16 protein-coding genes, 1 tRNA gene and 1 pseudogene are annotated in these 16,756 nt (G+C 43.9%); 6 read left to right on the top strand and 12 right to left on the bottom strand.

Features of this window, described 5'->3' with window-relative positions; translation table 11 throughout:
• From ABFQ95_03905 to ABFQ95_03890, 4 genes are all read left to right on the top strand, one after another.
• Nucleotides 1–477 (top strand): alanine:cation symporter family protein (locus ABFQ95_03905; protein MEN8236669.1); only part of this gene is annotated, 477 nt, incomplete at its 5' end.
• Nucleotides 474–980, top strand: coding sequence for a VIT1/CCC1 transporter family protein (locus ABFQ95_03900; GenBank protein ID MEN8236668.1), 507 nt, complete (start codon nucleotides 474–476; stop codon nucleotides 978–980). The genes ABFQ95_03905 and ABFQ95_03900, both read left to right, overlap by 4 nt.
• Before the next feature lie 350 nt (nucleotides 981–1,330).
• Nucleotides 1,331–1,996: a Yip1 family protein gene (locus ABFQ95_03895; protein MEN8236667.1), complete on the top strand. Its 666-nt coding sequence runs from the start codon at nucleotides 1,331–1,333 to the stop codon at nucleotides 1,994–1,996.
• Nucleotides 1,997–2,333: 337 nt separating this feature from the next.
• Nucleotides 2,334–3,815: a hypothetical protein gene (locus ABFQ95_03890; protein ID MEN8236666.1), complete on the top strand. Its 1,482-nt coding sequence runs from the start codon at nucleotides 2,334–2,336 to the stop codon at nucleotides 3,813–3,815.
• Between the two features lie 105 nt (nucleotides 3,816–3,920).
• Here ABFQ95_03890 and ABFQ95_03885 read toward each other — a convergent pair whose 3' ends face one another.
• The 12 genes and pseudogenes from ABFQ95_03885 to rpmH all read right to left on the bottom strand — a co-directional run bounded on the left by ABFQ95_03885 (nucleotide 3,921) and on the right by rpmH (nucleotide 13,375).
• Nucleotides 3,921–4,757 carry a cell division protein FtsQ/DivIB gene (locus ABFQ95_03885; GenBank protein MEN8236665.1) on the bottom strand — a complete coding sequence of 279 codons (837 nt, stop codon included), beginning with the start codon at nucleotides 4,755–4,757 and terminating at the stop codon, nucleotides 3,921–3,923.
• Nucleotides 4,758–4,772: 15 nt separating this feature from the next.
• Nucleotides 4,773–5,699 (bottom strand): UDP-N-acetylmuramate dehydrogenase, encoded by a 927-nt coding sequence (gene murB, locus ABFQ95_03880; GenBank protein ID MEN8236664.1) that lies wholly within the window; start codon nucleotides 5,697–5,699, stop codon nucleotides 4,773–4,775.
• Nucleotides 5,700–5,722: 23 nt separating this feature from the next.
• Nucleotides 5,723–7,177: a UDP-N-acetylmuramate--L-alanine ligase gene (murC, locus tag ABFQ95_03875; GenBank protein MEN8236663.1), complete on the bottom strand. Its 1,455-nt coding sequence runs from the start codon at nucleotides 7,175–7,177 to the stop codon at nucleotides 5,723–5,725.
• 593 nt (nucleotides 7,178–7,770) lie between these two features.
• Entirely contained in the window at nucleotides 7,771–8,208 is a 438-nt protein-coding gene (gene rpiB, locus ABFQ95_03870) for a ribose 5-phosphate isomerase B (GenBank protein MEN8236662.1), read from the bottom strand.
• Between the two features lie 4 nt (nucleotides 8,209–8,212).
• A complete protein-coding gene (locus ABFQ95_03865) occupies nucleotides 8,213–9,184 on the bottom strand; it encodes a DMT family transporter (GenBank protein ID MEN8236661.1) in 972 nt (323 codons plus the stop codon).
• A 204-nt stretch (nucleotides 9,185–9,388) separates the two neighbouring features.
• Nucleotides 9,389–9,761 (bottom strand): annotated as a pseudogene (locus ABFQ95_03860) (DUF4172 domain-containing protein).
• Between the two features lie 360 nt (nucleotides 9,762–10,121).
• A tRNA-Leu gene (locus ABFQ95_03855) sits at nucleotides 10,122–10,208 on the bottom strand.
• Between the two features lie 33 nt (nucleotides 10,209–10,241).
• Nucleotides 10,242–10,904, bottom strand: coding sequence for a ribosome biogenesis GTP-binding protein YihA/YsxC (gene yihA, locus ABFQ95_03850; GenBank protein MEN8236660.1), 663 nt, complete (start codon nucleotides 10,902–10,904; stop codon nucleotides 10,242–10,244).
• 5 nt (nucleotides 10,905–10,909) lie between these two features.
• Nucleotides 10,910–12,616 carry a membrane protein insertase YidC gene (gene yidC, locus ABFQ95_03845; GenBank protein MEN8236659.1) on the bottom strand — a complete coding sequence of 569 codons (1,707 nt, stop codon included), beginning with the start codon at nucleotides 12,614–12,616 and terminating at the stop codon, nucleotides 10,910–10,912.
• On the bottom strand, nucleotides 12,613–12,861 hold the full coding sequence (gene yidD / locus ABFQ95_03840; GenBank protein ID MEN8236658.1) for a membrane protein insertion efficiency factor YidD: 249 nt from the start codon (nucleotides 12,859–12,861) through the stop codon (nucleotides 12,613–12,615). Before yidD ends, yidC begins: the two co-directional genes overlap by 4 nt.
• Nucleotides 12,862–13,269, bottom strand: a complete 408-nt coding sequence (rnpA, locus tag ABFQ95_03835; GenBank protein ID MEN8236657.1) for a ribonuclease P protein component — start codon at nucleotides 13,267–13,269, stop codon at nucleotides 12,862–12,864. It abuts the gene before it with no gap.
• Nucleotides 13,238–13,375: a 50S ribosomal protein L34 gene (gene rpmH, locus ABFQ95_03830; protein MEN8236656.1), complete on the bottom strand. Its 138-nt coding sequence runs from the start codon at nucleotides 13,373–13,375 to the stop codon at nucleotides 13,238–13,240. Before rpmH ends, rnpA begins: the two co-directional genes overlap by 32 nt.
• Before the next feature lie 807 nt (nucleotides 13,376–14,182).
• Between rpmH and ABFQ95_03825 the strand changes: the two genes are divergently transcribed.
• Together ABFQ95_03825 and ABFQ95_03820 are read left to right on the top strand one after the other, a co-directional pair.
• Nucleotides 14,183–14,818, top strand: coding sequence for a LysE family transporter (locus tag ABFQ95_03825; GenBank protein MEN8236655.1), 636 nt, complete (start codon nucleotides 14,183–14,185; stop codon nucleotides 14,816–14,818).
• A gap of 63 nt (nucleotides 14,819–14,881) precedes the next feature.
• Nucleotides 14,882–16,324 (top strand): hypothetical protein, encoded by a 1,443-nt coding sequence (locus tag ABFQ95_03820; protein ID MEN8236654.1) that lies wholly within the window; start codon nucleotides 14,882–14,884, stop codon nucleotides 16,322–16,324.
• The last annotated feature ends 432 nt before the right edge of the window (nucleotides 16,325–16,756 follow it).

The raw sequence follows: 16,756 nt of genomic DNA, 5'->3' as shown, positions 1-16,756 counted from the left end.
GATAACCGAGTGGTGCAGGGCTTGGTGAGTATTTTATCACCGATCATTGTGATGGTTGTCTGCACGATGACTGGAACCGTGTTGCTGGTTACAGGAGCATGGCAAGATCATTGTCTGCAAAGCACTCGTACGTGTATCGAAGCCTTTAAGATTGGTTTGGGTGCCAGTGCTGCCGGGCACATCGTCAGCATTACCTTGTTCTTTTTTGCCTTTACCACTATTTTGACGTGGTCTTTTTGCGCTGATAAGGCGATCGAATACCTCTTTGGTAGGCGGTATATTCACTTGTTCCAAATAATTTTTATCCTAGTAATCCCCATTGGGCTTTATGTGCATGGATCTTTGGCGTGGATGCTTGCTGATATTTCCGCCAATTTGATGTTCTTGGTTAATATGATTGGTGTGATTGGACTTTGTGCTATGGTTATTAAACCATCTGTTGTGCAACTCTGGCCGAAAAAAGGAGTATCCAAATGATAACACCATACAGGCAGACTTATCTGGCAGATGTCATTTTAGGCGGCATCGATGGATGTGTGACCACTTTTGCTATTGTAGCAGCTGCCACAGGCGCTGGTTTTTCAGGGAGTGTTGCCCTTATTCTGGGCATTGCCAATTTACTAGCTGATGGTTTTTCGATGGCAGTGAGCAATTTTGAAGCTACCAAAAGCCGGCACGATTTAGGTGCCAAGGATAAAAAATTGGAAGCAACGCCTTTGGGAGCAGCGCTTGCAACCTTTCTAGCTTTTTTGGTGATTGGGTTTTTGCCGCTATTGCCTTTCTTGTTTGCTCTTGCCTCAGAGAAGGTCTTTTGGGTCAGTTGTGTGATTGCTGGTATTGCTTTCATGAGCATTGGATTATTGAAAGGTTGGGTTATCGGGCATTCGTACCTCAGATCAGGAGTGCAGACCCTCCTGATGGGAGGGACTGCCGCAGCCATCGCCTATTTTGTCGGACAATGGCTGCAATCTTTTGTTTAAGTTTTGATTATGGGTGCATTTTTTCCTCCTTTGTTGATGTTTCAGTTTCATTAAAGGTGGATGTTGCAGATACGGGCACTTCTCATTGCCTCGATGCTCTCTCCACCATTGCGCGCTCCGTTGTTCATGATTGATAAATCTTTTAATCAATTCGCTGAGTTATGATGTTGATTTTATTGGTAAATTTTTAAAAAAATAGCCCCTATGTTTGCATAGGCCTATGCGTTCATCAGTGGTTGGCTGACGGTAATCAAAATACTTGGTTCTTATCCAAAACTCAGGTTATGTAACTTGCTGTTAATTTATTTGTTTTACAATGACAACCAAATATAATGAAAAAGGCTTTAGCAATGAATATCGATGTAGTGACGACTACTGAGGCTACTCAACGACTCAATCCCTGGTTTTCTATGTGGATAAAACCTCGGGCAACCATCCAACAAGTTATTGAAACCGATCCCACACGCTGGATCCTACTCCTGGTAGCTCTTGATGGTATTTTCCAGGTTTTGGATCGAGCGGTTGACAAAAATTTTGGTGATCATATGCACTGGACAAGTATTTTGCTAATTGCTGCAATTACTGGCCCTATCCTTGGTCTCATTGGCCTATATCTTTCGGGATGGTTGATTGGCTGGACAGGACGCTGGATTGGCGGCCAAGGAACTCACGAAAACATTCGAGCTGCTATTGCCTGGGCAAAGATTCCCACGATTTGGGTGCTTGCTCTTTGGGGACCAATGATGCTGGTCTTTGGACAAGGTCTTTTTGTCAGCCCGCAGTATAGAGCTGCCGAAAATATGGATCTGGCTTACAATATTTGGGGTTTTGCCATCATCATCTTTTTTGCAGAAATCACCTCATTCATCCTCTTATGCCAGGCCCTGGGCCAAGTGCAAGGGTTTTCGGGCTGGAAAGCCTTTGGTAATATACTGCTTGCCGGATTGATTTTAATTATTCCTTTCATAATGATCTTTGTTTTCATTTTCCTTGGCATTGGAATGTTTGCAAGATAGTTCCTTGCAAAACCCTGCAAACTCTTCTATTATGCTACAGGCTGTGCAACTCGTGATGGCTATCTATCCCGGGGGCGATGACATCCGAAAGGGAGCGGTCCCTGCTCTTGCCCTTGGGCTTGAGCATACGGCACCCACCTGCTGAGCAGGCCACGCGCGGATATTTTTAGGCCCACGGTTGCAACGGCTTTGTTTTTTTAAGCTCCCCCCGATGATAGTCCCAGTGTTGTTTAGTGTTGTTTGCAGTATGTTCTTGCTTTTTCAAGAGACATGTGTTACTCAAAACAGAGAAAATTATATTTTTATTATCTAATTGGTTAAATTTGGAGAATTGGTGATGTTATTATTTTTTAAAAATCGATTGATATCTTATGGATTGTTGCTAGGATTAACCGCAATCATAGGTATTCCATCTGTGTCTATGGGCCACTATAGTGTGGCAATCAATTGCGTAGAGGACTTTGAAGAACTACAAAGCACCAAAATCTTCTATGCAAAAATTATTCACGATAGAACAAAAAAAGTGATTTTTGATGAAGGTTTAACTACTGGAACAAAATGCAATTCCAGCATAGGTCTGGACTTTCAAGTAAATCGCCAAGGCGAATTGGAAATAGAGTCTGCAAAAGACAACCTTCGTATTGAAGATTTGACCATAAATACGGAAAATGCCGACGTTCTGTTAAAAGGCGGTTTAATATCAAAGTACACCTCTGCTAACGTTAACACGCTTTCTTTCGCACGGGGCAACACAGCTGGTAGGACAAAGTTTGATTTTGGCAAATTCATCGCTGAGGGAATCCAGCTAAAATTCATGAGTGGGGGTATTGATGTATCAGCCACAACGCTGCGCCTGAAGGGAAGCAAGGTTTATTCTGAAAGTGCAAAGCTCATCTATCGTGATAACACTCCAGGTTCCACTAAAGATCTACCAGATCTTTACCTACCGATGGGCGGCGATATTAAAATACCTAACAAAAATCGCTCAAGCATAAGGGAGTACATGGTACGATTAAAAAGGACGAACCAAGTATATCGTTCTCAGATTTCTATAAACGGTCGTAGGATACGACACCTTCCTCAACCATTGATGAGTGAAACAAATACAACTCCTCAACCCAGTAACAGGCAAAATTACCACTTAGATCCGGCAACGCCCTACCTAGGAAGAGGGTTTTTAGATGATCCGTATGACGGCGCAAACGATATACAACGGACGATTGAAGAATCTCGAAGAACATATGCGGAAGAAGAAGCGCGTAGAGCAGTGCAGGAAGCTGCATACCAAGAAGCCGCATACCAAGAATCCGCAGATCAAGAAGATATTGAATTTCAGATAGCACTGTTGGAATCCAGAGAGATGCAGGAAGAAAATGACGAAATACAACTTGCAATTGCTCTTTCAAAGCAAACGGAGCAATCGCGACGGGATGCTGAGCTCAAAAGGCAACAGGAGAGAAGCTACCAAGAATCACGGGCAGCTGACAAAGCCAAAAAAGATGCCGAAAAGCAATTGGAACAGCGAGCAGAAAAAATCAAAAGACTGCGACAGCAAAAAGCTAAAGATCAAGCCGAAATAGCCAGAATTGTTGATGAAGAAATTACATCTGAATTATATGAAAAAATAAAACAATCTCGAAATACTGTAGCCAGTTTTGAAACAAACCTAGCTAGGTTTGGAACAAAGCCATCAGAAATCAAAAATCCTCGATACTTGAAAGCAAAAGACCTAATTGAAAACTTAGATCCCAAAATCAAAGTTGCTCTAAAAAGAATTGCAAAACTAGAGGAACGCATAGAGAAGATTGACTTTGAGTAAAAAATAATGGGATCCCAAATCGTAAGCTTTTAGAAGCTAATCCTTTTCAAGGTTTAGTTCTAAAAGCAACGTTTGTGTTCAGCGCAGCACTGCCTTGCTGATTTCTCATTTCTGAATTCTGGTTTCTGAATTTTGAGTAACGTACAAAAACGACCGATCTGGCAAGCGTAAATCAATCGTGGTGACATTGCGGCGGCTCAATTGGTGATCTTGCTCCATTTGCACTAGTTGCTTGACTGCGCGCAGTACGTCCTTTTGTGGCAACTTAACCCTTAGGCCATCTAATATAAGATCCCAGCGACGCTCACTGATTAAGACCGCTGCCTTCATCTTGCCTGACAAACCAGGTGCTTGATCTAAAATAGCCAAGAGCGAGGCAAAATGCTGAGGGGCTCCTTTGCCAACAATCACAGGCAAGTGCCGATAGTCTTTCGGCAGCACGGTGTGGATCACCTCTCCAGATTGATCCACCAGGTAGAATTTGCCCTGATTTTGCCACAACGCTAAAGGAGTGTGCTCCACGAGCCGAACGTAAATAATATCGGGCCAACGGCGCTCGATGGTCGCTGACTGAATCCAGGGCAAATCCTTGAGCGCAGCCTGCACCATATAAGGATCACATGCAAACAAACAATCCCCCCGCCGCACTTTAATCACTTTTAGCAAATCATCCACGCTTGTCTGAATCCGGCCTTCAACCATAATGTCTTTTACGGCAAAACCCACCTTTGCCAACCGTGCCTGAACACCGCGCTGGATCTGGGGAGTCATTTGATTGATGTAACCTAAGTATCCCAACAGCGCTGGAATAAAGATGAAAATAACAAGGACAAACAACACGCGGTAGCGATAAATCCCCTGCCAAAGCTCGAGGATCCTTAAGTGGCCTCGGCTCACTTTTCTGCCACGGGTGGCCTTACGCGAATTTGTTTTTCGTGCCATACTGCAATACTAAAATCAAGCAGCCCGCGCCTTTTTTGTAGGCTCTGGTAGTTGCCCCACACGCTGGATCTCCCAACACAACTCAACACCTGTCTCTTGCTTAACCTTTGTGCGCACTTGCTCGCCAAGAGTTTCTAAATCATGGGCGGTAGCGCTGCCAGTGTTGATCAAAAAGTTACAATGCTGCTGGGAAACTTGAGCTCCCCCTACCTGCATACCACGACACCCCGCTCGATCAATCAACTGCCACGCCTTTTCATCGGGCGCATTGGCAAAAGTGCACCCGCCCGTGCGTGCCTTTATCGGCTGCGTTTTCTCTCGGTCTGCTAGCAAATCATTGATGCGTTGATCAACTTCTTCCACCGTACTGTGCTTGGCCTGCAAGCGCGCGGCTACAAATACCCAATCAGTTGGTAGCCCGCAATGTCGATAGCTTAGTTCACAGTCTTGGGCGCTCAAACGCCTAATTTTACCCAATTCATCAACGATTAAAGCCGACACCAATACATCTTGCATTTCCCGGCCATAACAACCGGCATTCATACGCAAAGCACCCCCGATACCTCCGGGAATGCCGCAGAGAAACTCAAGCTCACTTAGGCCAGCGTCTCGGGTTGCAAAAGCCACATTACGATCTAAGACGCCAGCACCTACATCAACGGTCTCTCCATCAAGCACAAGGGAATTAAAGCCTTTTCCCAAACGGATGGTCACCCCAGGAATTCCACCATCCCGGACAATTAAATTGGAACCCACCCCAATTACCTGAAAGGGGACGTCTTTGGGTTTTTCCTTTAAAAACAAACACAGATCTTCAATATCAGCTGGTTTATAGATAACTTCAGCAGGTCCCCCGACCCTAAACCAGGTCAGTTTATCGAGGGAAACATCTTGTGAGTACCGACCACGAACCTTTGGAAGTCTTTGAATTAATTCACCCACTATATTTATCCTTTCAGTATCTATTAAATCGCCTCTTGCCAACTGGCAATTTTGCGATCTTTTAGTAATTCTTTTGGCAATGCATGGGCCCACTGTGTCACAGAACCTGCCCCCATACAAACGACGTAGTCACCCGACTGACCAAGACCTGCCACCACCTCTGCAAGCTTTGTTGGATCGTCAAGCGTTCTCACTGATTTGTGCCCAGTTTTGGTGATTCCCTCGGCAAGACTGTTATGGTCATATCCTTCAATTGGCGATTCTCCCGCTGCATAAACCGGAGCCACGATCACATGATCAGCGTGCGAAAAGCAACAACAAAAATCATTAAACAAATGTTGCAAGCGAGAATAACGATGTGGTTGCATCACTGCAATCACATTTCCGGTAGCTGCAACTTGCGCGGCCTTCAAGGTACATGCGATTTCTACGGGATGATGCGCGTAGTCATCAATGACGCTCAGGCCTCCAGCTTCTCCAACTTGTGTAAAACGCCGCCGCACACCTTCAAAAGAGGCCAGGCTTTGGCGAATGGTATCAGGCTGAATACCCAACTCTAGCGCAACAGTTATCGTTGCCAGCGCATTTTGAATATTGTGTTCGCCTAGCAAGGGAACCGTAAAACCAGCAAAGAAATCTGACTTTTGGTTTTGCACCCCCTTTAAGTTGGTTGCTCGGCCTGACAACTGCAAATCAAAAGTTGAAACACTCGACGTGATCCCAACATTGACAGCAAAAACTTCAGCGCCGATTGTCAAACCATAAGTTACAAGCCGCCGATCGGTTACATGCTGAGACAGTTCACACACCGCTGGATGATCCACACACAAAATTCCAAGACCATAAAAAGGCAAATTACGCAAGAAGGTGACAAACGAGTCATAAAGTTTATCGGCTGAGTGATAGTGATCCATGTGCTCGAGATCAATACCGGTAATGACAGAAATCGTTGCCGGCAGTTTAACAAAGCTGCCATCTGATTCATCGGCTTCAACGAGCGCCCACCTACCAGACCCAAGTCGAGCATTGGTCCCATAGGTATTGATAATGCCACCACTTACCACTGTTGGATCCCAGCCTGCCACATCCATTACATGTGCAAGTAACGACGTTGTTGTCGTCTTACCGTGACTTCCAGCAATGGCTATCGAAGGCTTAAGCCGCATGATTTCAGCCAACATCTCTGAACGATGTACAACCGGAAGATTCAACGTTCGCGATGCAATTAATTCTGGATTATTTGCGGGAACAGCGGTCGACACGACAACCACAGCAGCATCTGCCATTTGCTCGGCCTTTTGTCCGATAAAGATAGGAACACCTTGCGCGCGCAAGCGTTTGACGTTGGCGTTGTCATGCAAGTCACTTCCACGAACCTTATAGCCAGACTTGTGTAGAATTTCAGCAATCCCACTCATACCAATACCACCAATGCCGATGAAATGGACAACGCCAGTCGACTCCGGTGATATATGCATAATCTTAAACCCTCTAGTTGTAAAATGAATGGATTGCACAAAATTGTAGGCAGACTAGCAAGCGTGGCAAAAGATGTACAGCCCTGAACGCAACTTCGTGGCATTTTGAACTCATCGTTGCTTTTCAGACACTGGTTCGTGGCCTGTGCTATAGCCAAGTTGCCAAACGGGTTCTGTCGCATCTGTTGCCGTCCCGTAAAGATTGAGGTATCTTCACCAGGAAGGTAGGTGCTCAAATGTTCAAAGTTTCAGAAAGGGGTTTTGTGTGAAACGCCTCCAAAAGTACCAGTAGCAGATTATAGGCAGTGTAGATCCAGTAATCTATCAAGCTTAGCGTTGAAAACATTCGGAGTCATTTGTTGAATTGGTTCACGATTGGGCCATACCTTTAAGATCCAGGATGGAGTGTCAAAGCCTGCCATTCCTATTGGTTCCCCGATAATCCAGGTAGGCAAATTAAAATTTTGAGGTGTCTATGCCACGCATGGCGCGGAATTGGGTTGCTGTTCAGCGACAATTAGAAGTGTGGCGCAAACGACACAATCCGCAATTTTAATTGTCGTTGATGCGCAATTCTAATTGTCGCTGAACACCTATCCCAATTGCTCCACTCTGCGCTCATGTCGGCCGCCAGCTTCAAAAGCAGTTGCAATAAAACGCTTCAAGCAATTCTTGCCTGTCTCAGTTGTAATAAAGCGGCCCCCCAAACATAAGATGTTTGCATCGTTATGACAGCGTGCCATTTCTGCCAGTTTATCGTTGTGGCACAGGGCTGAACGAATTCCAGCATGACGGTTGGCGGCAATGTCCATTCCAATACCGCTGCCGCAAATCAACACGCCAAAGGTCGCACGCCCTTCAAGTATATCGCCTACTACAGGCGGTACATAATCTGGATAATCCACTGCATCTGTGGAGTGGGTGCCGTGGTCAATGATTTTGCAATCCAGGCTTTTGCTATACACAATGAGTGCTTGTTTCATTTCAAAACCAGCATGGTCGGCAGCAAACGAGAGGGTTATTTTAGGCATGTTTTCAAGCCTTTTTCAAAAGAGGTTGAGGTTGAGGTCGAGAGTGCGGTTGACGCGTCAGCAGTAAAACACTCGAGAAAATAATACAGGCGCCAAACCACATGGACCAGCTACTGGAGAACTCACCAAAGGCTATGTATCCCACGAGTGCACTGAGTAACAATTTTGAAAACCCAAAGGGCATTACAAAACTGACTTCGCCAATGGAAAGGGATTTGCTTAGACAGTAGTGAGCACCAGTTGCCAGAGCTCCCATCAAGATCAGCCAGGGCAAATGTTGCAAGCTAGGAGTTTGCCAGTATATCAATGCAGGCACCAAAGATACTGGAACCATCAAAACTAATAGGTAAAAGGTCAAGGACCCGGGAGACTCACCATAGCGGCCCAATCGGCGTGTGCACAGCTTGGAAGCAGCAAAGGCAATAGCTGCCATCAATGGTAATAAGGGTGCTAGCCCCAAACCTGAGTTGCTAGTTGCAAATAGCATCTCATCCGGCCTTAAGATTACAAATGCTCCGACAAAGCTTATGGAAATGGCCATAAATCGGTTGCGGTCGATGTGCTCACCTAGCCAAATTTGCGCGCCAATAATAGTAAAGATAGGACCAGTAAACATAAGAGCCACTGCTTTTGCAAGTGGAAGATAATAAAGACCTAGGTACCATAAACTAATTCCAGTAACCGCTATCACTACTCGAGTCAAATGTAAACCGGGATACTGTGTGCGCCTTAAATCTTTCCAATGATTCAAAAGAACAGGTACCATAAACCCAGTTGCAAAGAGATTTTGAAAAAACATGATCATGCAAACAGGAAGAGTAATATCGATGGGAGACGGGCTGCCACCCTGGAGATAGCGGATGATTCCGTTTATACCAGCAAAACACGCACAAGAGGCGATTTTCCAAAGGCCGCCCTGGAGCTGTTGATTCCAAGTGGGTATTGTGGAAGAGGGGAGTACGGTCGTGTGCAGCATAAGAAACAATCAAACCTTTACTAAGAGGGCTGAAAAATATATACCCTATCTGTAGCGTGGAGTGGTCAAAAAATCCAGGAAAAATGCAGAAAAACGGGCATGGTTCAAATTGGGGTTACACTCCAACGTGTCATCCCGCCAGGTATCCTGAACTAACATTATTTTCCATAATAATGATTATCGAACTTTTAGACTCCTGCATTTTCGTCCTGTTGGAAATAAAGCTGCATGCCAGTCAAATAATCTATCTTTTGTTAGGGGCTTTGAAAAGCGTTGTGTGGCATCTAGCATCATTTCAACAATACCCTCAACAGCTCGGCTGGCTGGTATGATCCCGGCTATGTCGATACCTAATCTACGAGCTATGATGGATGAGCGCACTTCCTTTGTATTGAGGTTCTCACCTTCAATAGCAGAAGATTTTACGATATCATTAGTCAGGGTGTTGAGGTTAGCCTCTCGCTTTAATTCAAAGCCAAGACTTTCCATTTGGCCAAGTATAAATGTCCTTGGCGGAAGCAAGAGCTTCAGCATCCCATGTAAAGTTTGGCCAATGTTGATGTTCGTGTATCCACATGTTAATCACCGCATATTTTAAGGTGATTCTAGCATTTATTCACCGCAACATCAAGGTGTATCACCGCACAATATGCGGTAATTGCTCAATCGGATATTCATCAATTCCAGTCTTTGAGCGCTTTTTATCGATCTCTCTAAAAAATGAAAAGCCTTTTGCTCTGCAAACGAAAAAAGTCTCGGGCTCCGGTTGAGAAATTACGTTTGACGCACACCTCACACCTCACACCTCACACCTCACACCTTTCTAACTTCGGTGCCTTCTTCTAGGATTTCAATCAAAATCTCACCATTTGCTGACAATTGACTTTTGAAGCCTTACTATAAAAAATCACAATCTCTATCAAACCCTTTATTTTATTGGTGCCCGCTGCCGGACTCGAACCAGCACGGCGTTTAAGCCGGCAGATTTTAAGTCTGCTGTGTCTACCACTTCCACCAAGCGGGCACGAAGTCATACTATCTTGAGTTGTGGCTGCAATCAACCACTGTGTTTGGGAATTAACTCGGCAACTACCTCACGCAGCTCCCCTACTCCTAGTTTCTTAAACGAGCTGGTGCTAAGCACAACAGGAAATGCGGCGGGATGTGGCTTGAGCTGTTTGGCTATCTCACTCTGTAATTGCTCAAGCTGGAGACTTGAAATTTTATCCCGTTTGGTCAGAACAATTTGGTAAGGAACAGCTGCACTATCCAACAATTCAAAAATCTCGCGATCAACCTTTTTAAGGCCGTGCCTACTGTCAATCAAAACAAAAACACGTTTTAAGGGCACTCGCCCTTGTAAATAACGATAAATCAACCTTGTCCAGGAGGTAATGTTTGATTTTGACGCCTTCGCGTAGCCATACCCCGGCAGGTCCACCAAAAATCCCTGTCCCGCCAGATCAAAAAAGTTAATCTGCTGAGTACGCCCTGGCGTTTTTGAAGTTCGAGCCAACTGTTTTCTGCCAACCAAAGTATTTAGCAAACTGGACTTTCCGACATTAGAGCGACCGGCAAAGGCAACTTCTGGCAATTCGGAGGCTGGTAACTGCTCCTCTTTGGCAACCCCCATTATGAACTGGCAATGTTGAGAGAAAAGCCACCGGCTGTAGGCTGTAAACTCTCCTGCTTGATCCTCTTCTGGTGCTTTTTGATCCATCAAACCTAACTTGCCTTTTTAACCGAGCGCATCATCACCCATTGCTGTCCTATGGACAGCACGTTGCTCCAGGACCAATAAATAACCAGGCCAACCGGAAATTGCGCCAGCATGACCGTAAACATAATTGGCATGAGCAAAAACATCTTGGCTTGAATAGGGTCAGCCGGAGCTGGATTTAGCTTTTGTTGAATCAACATGGTCGCACCCATAATAATTGGCCAAGCGCCAATCATCAAGAAGCTAGGGGGATCCCAAGGAATCACTCCGAACAGATTAAAGAAGGTCGTTGGGTCAGGTGCCGACAAATCATGAATCCAGCCAAAAAACGGCGCATGCCGCATCTCAATGCTAACAAACAACACCTTATACAGGGCAAAAAACACAGGAATTTGAATGATCATCGGCAAACAACCAGCCATAGGATTGACCTTCTCTTTTTTGTAGAACGCCATTAACTCCTGATTCAACTTCATCTTGTCATCAGCATAGCGCTCTTTGAGCTTTTCCATCTTGGGTTGCAGCTGTTTCATCTTGCCCATAGAACGATAGGACTTATTGGCCAGTGGGAAAAACAACAACTTTAGTAACACGGTCAAAATCAAAATCGCCACGCCAAAGTTACCAACCCAACGGTAAGTATAATCCAGCACATAAAACAATGGCTTGGTGATGATGTAAAACCAGCCAAAATCGACTGCCTTATCAAAATGATGCACGCCAAGCTTTTCCTCATAAGCATCCAGTATGTCTAAAACTTTAGCGCCAGAAAAAAGATTGTGCGTGACCTCCATCGCTTCACCTGGAGCAATCTCTTTAAGCTGCCCGTAATAACCGGCAACATAATGATTCAACTGGCCTGCGGTTTGTCCCTGGAAAAAGAATTCAAAATTTTGTTGCTGATCGGGGATGAACGCCGAGAGCCAATACTTATCGGTAAAGCCGATCCAACCCCCCTGCCCTTTAAACCGCATCTCTTTTTTGTCGGTCAAATCACCGTAGTCATACTCTTCTAGGTGATCATCAATAAATCCAATAGGACCTTCGTGCAAAACCATATAACCAGCTGTTTTGGGCGTACCGATACGGGTAATGCGTCCATAGGACAGCAGTTTGAGAGGCACTGAGGTCTTATTGATGACCTTCTGTTTGACAGAAAATAGATAGTTTGCATCAACGGAAACTTCTTGCACAAACTGTACCCCGGCGCCATTATCCCAGGTCAAAGTTGCTGCTTGATTATTATCGGTGATTTTGCTCACATCAGCTGACCAAATAGAGTTGGCATCGGGAACTTTAATAGATTCAGAGCCGGCCACCCAACCAAAGCGAGCTCCATAAGGATCTGCCGTGTGCTCAGGTGAAAATAGGACAATATGCGGGCTATCCGGTTGAGTACCTTCCCGATAATCCAATAGCATTAAATCATCAATTCGAGCCCCCTTTAGGTTGATGGACCCCTTGAGCCGTGCAGTCTTGATCTTAAGGCGTGGCGTGACCGCTAAGGCCTCTGTGCGCGATTTTATTTGAGGAATTGCCTCAAGGGTGGCAAGTTCGGAAGGCAAGCTGGGAGTAACGGTACTCTGCTGTTCAGTTGTCTGGATGGTCGGCGTTTGCGGTACATCAAAAAAATACTGCCAGGCAAACATAACCCCAAAAATGAGGATCACAAAATACAGCATATTCTTTTGGTCGTCAGTCGGATTCATCATTCATCACCACTCGTTGCTTTATCTAATCGTTCGGGATCTAATTGTTCAGGCACTGGATCCAGCCCAAAGCCCGCAAAAGGATGACAGCGCCCAATACGCTTGCAAGCTAGCCAGCCCCCCTTGAACACACCAAACCGCTCAATACTTTGATAGGCATACTCCGAGCACGTCGGCAGATAGCGACACGTCGAGCGCAGGTATGGAGAAATACAAATTTGATAAATACGTATCAACCCTTTAATCATCTACGACTCTTTTCTCTCGTGAAGTTTACCCCCATGAAGTTTATTGAGTGCCCACCTTAAGTCTTGTTTTAACCGCTGAAAATCTTTTGTCAACACCTTACCGCGCGCAACCAACACATAATCAAGGCCTGGAGCCCCTTTCGCTGAGAGCACCATATCAGCAACAGCTCTCAAGCGGCGTTTCGCTCGATTGCGCTGTACTGCCCCTCCGATACGCCGGCTTGCAGTAAAACCAACTCTTATCCGTGCATGCTCCTCATCATTTGGCGCACTATCACACTGGAGGATAAACCCAGGAGTAACCCAATGCATCCCTTGTTGCGCGAGACGAACAAAATCTTGACGGCGTTTCAAACGGAGCAAAAAACAGAATCGCTTAAGCAGAAAGACGAGCTCGCCCTTTAGCACGACGTCTCGAAATTACTTTACGTCCACCCACGGTTTTCATACGCGCTCTAAAGCCATGGCGACGCTTACGAACCAGCTCACTGGGTTGAAAAGTACGCTTTGTCACAATCTTTCTCCATCGTTCTTAAAATAATTCAGTCATATACCCGTGCTGAATCAAAATATTGAGTTTTATGATAACGAAAAGCGCGCAGTTTATACTGGTAAATGAGCACTTCGAGTGTATCAGAAAACCAACAGTTTGATTCAGCTTCATTATATTCAACATATACGGCATCTAAGGCACTAAAGTCAATGAATGATGCAGGGGCATCAGGGCTCTATTCAATAAAACCAACGCGGCTGTCATCCTGAACACCGCATCTGCAACTCAATTTCGTTACGATGACTCAAAACTCTTGTGCTATATGACATAGAACGAGCGTAGACATAAGGTTTTGGTATTTTGCCTTTTTTGCACAGCTGCTCTTGGGTGTGCAAGTCAGATATCTATGTCAAGGTCGCGCAGCGCCTGGCTGAAGACCAGGTTTACCTTGTACATGGATATATGGCTTGCATAAGATGCTGCTGCCAAAAAAGCAAAAACTGTCGCTGAAATACCTGGCTTGTACAGGGATGACATCGTTAGGGATACATTACCCAGCGGTCACACACCCCGTGCTGAATCAAAATGTTGAATTTTATGGCATAGATTAAAGTGCGCAGTTTACTTGAGGTAAATGAGCACTTTGAGTGCACCAAAAAATAAACAGTTTGATTCAGCTTCAGTATAGCAATATCACTAATAAATTATTATCTATATATTGTACTGAACCGTTCCAGCCCCTACGGGACTGGAGGAAATGAGTGGTCGGCATGACGGCCGGCAGGAACTGAATGGTTACTACTAAATTTGCTTTATTGGATTGTTATAATGTTAGAAAATAAATTATTATTTTTCCTGGAAAAATTGTTATTAGGAATTATACTGGCTGCACCGATTGGTCCCGTTAGTATTGAGATGATTAAACGTGGGATCAGGAATGGATTTATGGCTGCCTTCAATATTCGTCTTGGTGGGGCCATTGGGAACATTCTTTGTTTGCTTGGAGCCTACTTTGGTTTATACCATATTATGGCCTATCCCCTGCTTATTAATGGTTTGGGATTGATTGGAGCAGGATTACTCCTGTACATGGGGGCTACAACCCTCTTGCAAAAAGTTGATAACATTTCTTTAAAGTCAGAAAGTCAAATACAAAATGGTCTCACTTGGGGAATATACTTAGCAATTGCCAACCCTGTGGCCTTGGTTTTTTGGCCAGGAATTTTTGCAGCCAGTATTGCTGAAGGCAGACAAATCAGCTTGTTGGGGTTATTTGCAAACTTACTTATTGTTGCAGGTGTTCTCTTGTGGGGTGCGGGCTTAAGCTTAATCTTAAGCTACGGACATAAAATAGTAAATGAACGGAGCATAGCGATCATCAGCCGTATCTCGGGGCTCTTTATGCTTTACTACGGGTGTAAGTATATCTGGGTTATAGGGGAAAAATTATTCTGTTGCATCTAAGGCAACTCACGTGAACTCAAAACCTCTGTTTCCTGATAAGCTCGAAGTGCTCATTTACATCAGTTGCTCATTAAAAAATTCTATGCAAGTACTTGTAAAAATGATTTTGAATCGTTTAGGTGTTTTGTTGATGACAACTATGATAAAGAGAGTTATTTGAATAAACGACTGAGTACCCAGCGAGAACTTATTAAAGAAGCAAAAAACTACAGTCAAAACTCTGAGACAGATTTTAAAATCAAGGATCTTTTTCTAACATCATATCTGTCAGAGAGTAAGGAAATGCAAAATTATCTTCTCGATTACCCTCTACACAAAGAATTTAAAATAACCGACGTTGATTTTTTCAAAGAAACGCTTGCTTTGATATCTGATGCTGATGTTGATTCGGTCAAAGATGATAAAACACAACGTACGATTTTGATGAGGATAACTTGTGACTCAGAAGTTAAACCTGGATTGCTCTCAGCCGTCCTTAACAAGCAACCCGATTCAATGCTTGACGACAAAGATGGATTCAATGCTTTAGAGCTCGCTTTAATGTTCGATAACAAAAATGTGATTTTGGCGCTTGAAAACTATATTGCCGACAAAGAACTCCCACCAAAAACAAACATGGCGCTTAATATCTATAAGGGGCTAGAGCCCATGATACAGGAGAATGATTACAGCAAGCAATTTATGGAGCTGTTATACCGTATAGCCAATCAAGTGCAAAATTATGCAATGGTAGATCAACTTTATGCTTTATTAGGAATGCAAGAAAGGTTTGAACATCTAAAAACCAACCAAAAGTTGCAAGATATTTTATCATCCGCAAGCAACTATTTTTACCCACCCCTTTGGTCTTACAACATATGCCAATTGCGTGATTATGCAAGAGAAGTGGCAAAACAAATGATAGATCATTTAATCCAGCCAGAGATGTTGGTGCACAAAGAAGACAAGTATTATAATCTTACCCTACCCTCTGGTGAAACGCTAACCGTGCTAAAGAAATCAAATCAAGTAATAAGTCGTATTCTGGGGAGAAATTATTTGGAACAAGAAATCAAAAAGAGAAATTTTAAAAATTTAGCTGTTCCTAGAAAATTTTTATTGGCCCCTACGCATATCGATCAAATAAATGTTCGTTTTAAGCTTCCGTGTAGCAAGTCTAATGGAGGAGAAAACCCGATAGGAATTGAGTTTGAAGGATTTGAACTTTATGCAGAATTTATTGAAGAAGATAAGCTAAAGACTGAAGAGCTTGGCCAGCAAGTATGGCCTGACGTTGGTTCTATGGGATTTCGTGATTTTGGTGCTGTTGGTGCAAATCTTTTTGTAAGTAAACGTGATGGCAAAACCTATATTATTGACACAGAGGGAAAAAAGAACTTTTTTTCGTCATATTTTTTCCCCAACACTGCAAATAAAGCCATTGAATATATCAAGGAGTTTCACTTTGACAAGCGTACTGAATTTATTAGTATAAAAATGAGTGTGGCTGATTTGAGTTTAGTTTAGCGAGGCAAAGCCTCGAATCATGTGCCGCCAATCCCTCAATCATTTAACTTCCCCCCGTTTTTGCTGCAAATTCGTGGAGGCTCATTTAGGATATTTCTAAAACAATAATGTTTATTGTTCTTTGCTTAACAAGCATTAATAAAATAAAGTCAAATAAGTTTGAACATTATTTTATTATATAGAAAATTTCCCAAACATCGATCTGTAAATATATAATTCTTGTTTGCAAATATCCCGGGGTGTGGGGCAGAGCCCCACGACAATAATGTCACTGTAAGCGTCCGTCTGAATCAAGTCCGGGATGACGTTCAATAGATAGCAAAAATTTTCCAATTCGCGCGACTTACAGTCACACGTTCGGAAAATCAGCGTTCAGGATGACGGCCGCGTTGGTTTTACTGAACATCCCTGATCTCAACCTCTATCCTCTTG

This window comes from Pseudomonadota bacterium (assembly GCA_039714795.1).
GTDB lineage: Bacteria > Pseudomonadota > Alphaproteobacteria > JAGOMX01 > JAGOMX01 > JBDLIP01.
Note: the sequence above shows the minus strand (reverse complement) of the source record. Positions and strands in the feature narration are given on the sequence as shown.

Excerpts from the sequence above, each read along its gene's own strand:
- ABFQ95_03900 (MEN8236668.1), top strand. The coding sequence starts at position 474 with ATGATAACACCATACAGGCAGACTTATCTGGCAGATGTCATTTTAGGC.
- ABFQ95_03895 (MEN8236667.1), top strand. The coding sequence starts at position 1,331 with ATGAATATCGATGTAGTGACGACTACTGAGGCTACTCAACGACTCAAT.
- ABFQ95_03890 (MEN8236666.1), top strand. The coding sequence starts at position 2,334 with ATGTTATTATTTTTTAAAAATCGATTGATATCTTATGGATTGTTGCTA.
- ABFQ95_03885 (MEN8236665.1), bottom strand. The coding sequence starts at position 4,757 with ATGGCACGAAAAACAAATTCGCGTAAGGCCACCCGTGGCAGAAAAGTG.
- murC (MEN8236663.1), bottom strand. The coding sequence starts at position 7,177 with ATGCATATATCACCGGAGTCGACTGGCGTTGTCCATTTCATCGGCATT.
- rpiB (MEN8236662.1), bottom strand. The coding sequence starts at position 8,208 with ATGCCTAAAATAACCCTCTCGTTTGCTGCCGACCATGCTGGTTTTGAA.
- ABFQ95_03865 (MEN8236661.1), bottom strand. The coding sequence starts at position 9,184 with ATGCTGCACACGACCGTACTCCCCTCTTCCACAATACCCACTTGGAAT.
- yihA (MEN8236660.1), bottom strand. The coding sequence starts at position 10,904 with ATGGATCAAAAAGCACCAGAAGAGGATCAAGCAGGAGAGTTTACAGCC.
- yidC (MEN8236659.1), bottom strand. The coding sequence starts at position 12,616 with ATGATGAATCCGACTGACGACCAAAAGAATATGCTGTATTTTGTGATC.
- yidD (MEN8236658.1), bottom strand. The coding sequence starts at position 12,861 with ATGATTAAAGGGTTGATACGTATTTATCAAATTTGTATTTCTCCATAC.
- ABFQ95_03825 (MEN8236655.1), top strand. The coding sequence starts at position 14,183 with ATGTTAGAAAATAAATTATTATTTTTCCTGGAAAAATTGTTATTAGGA.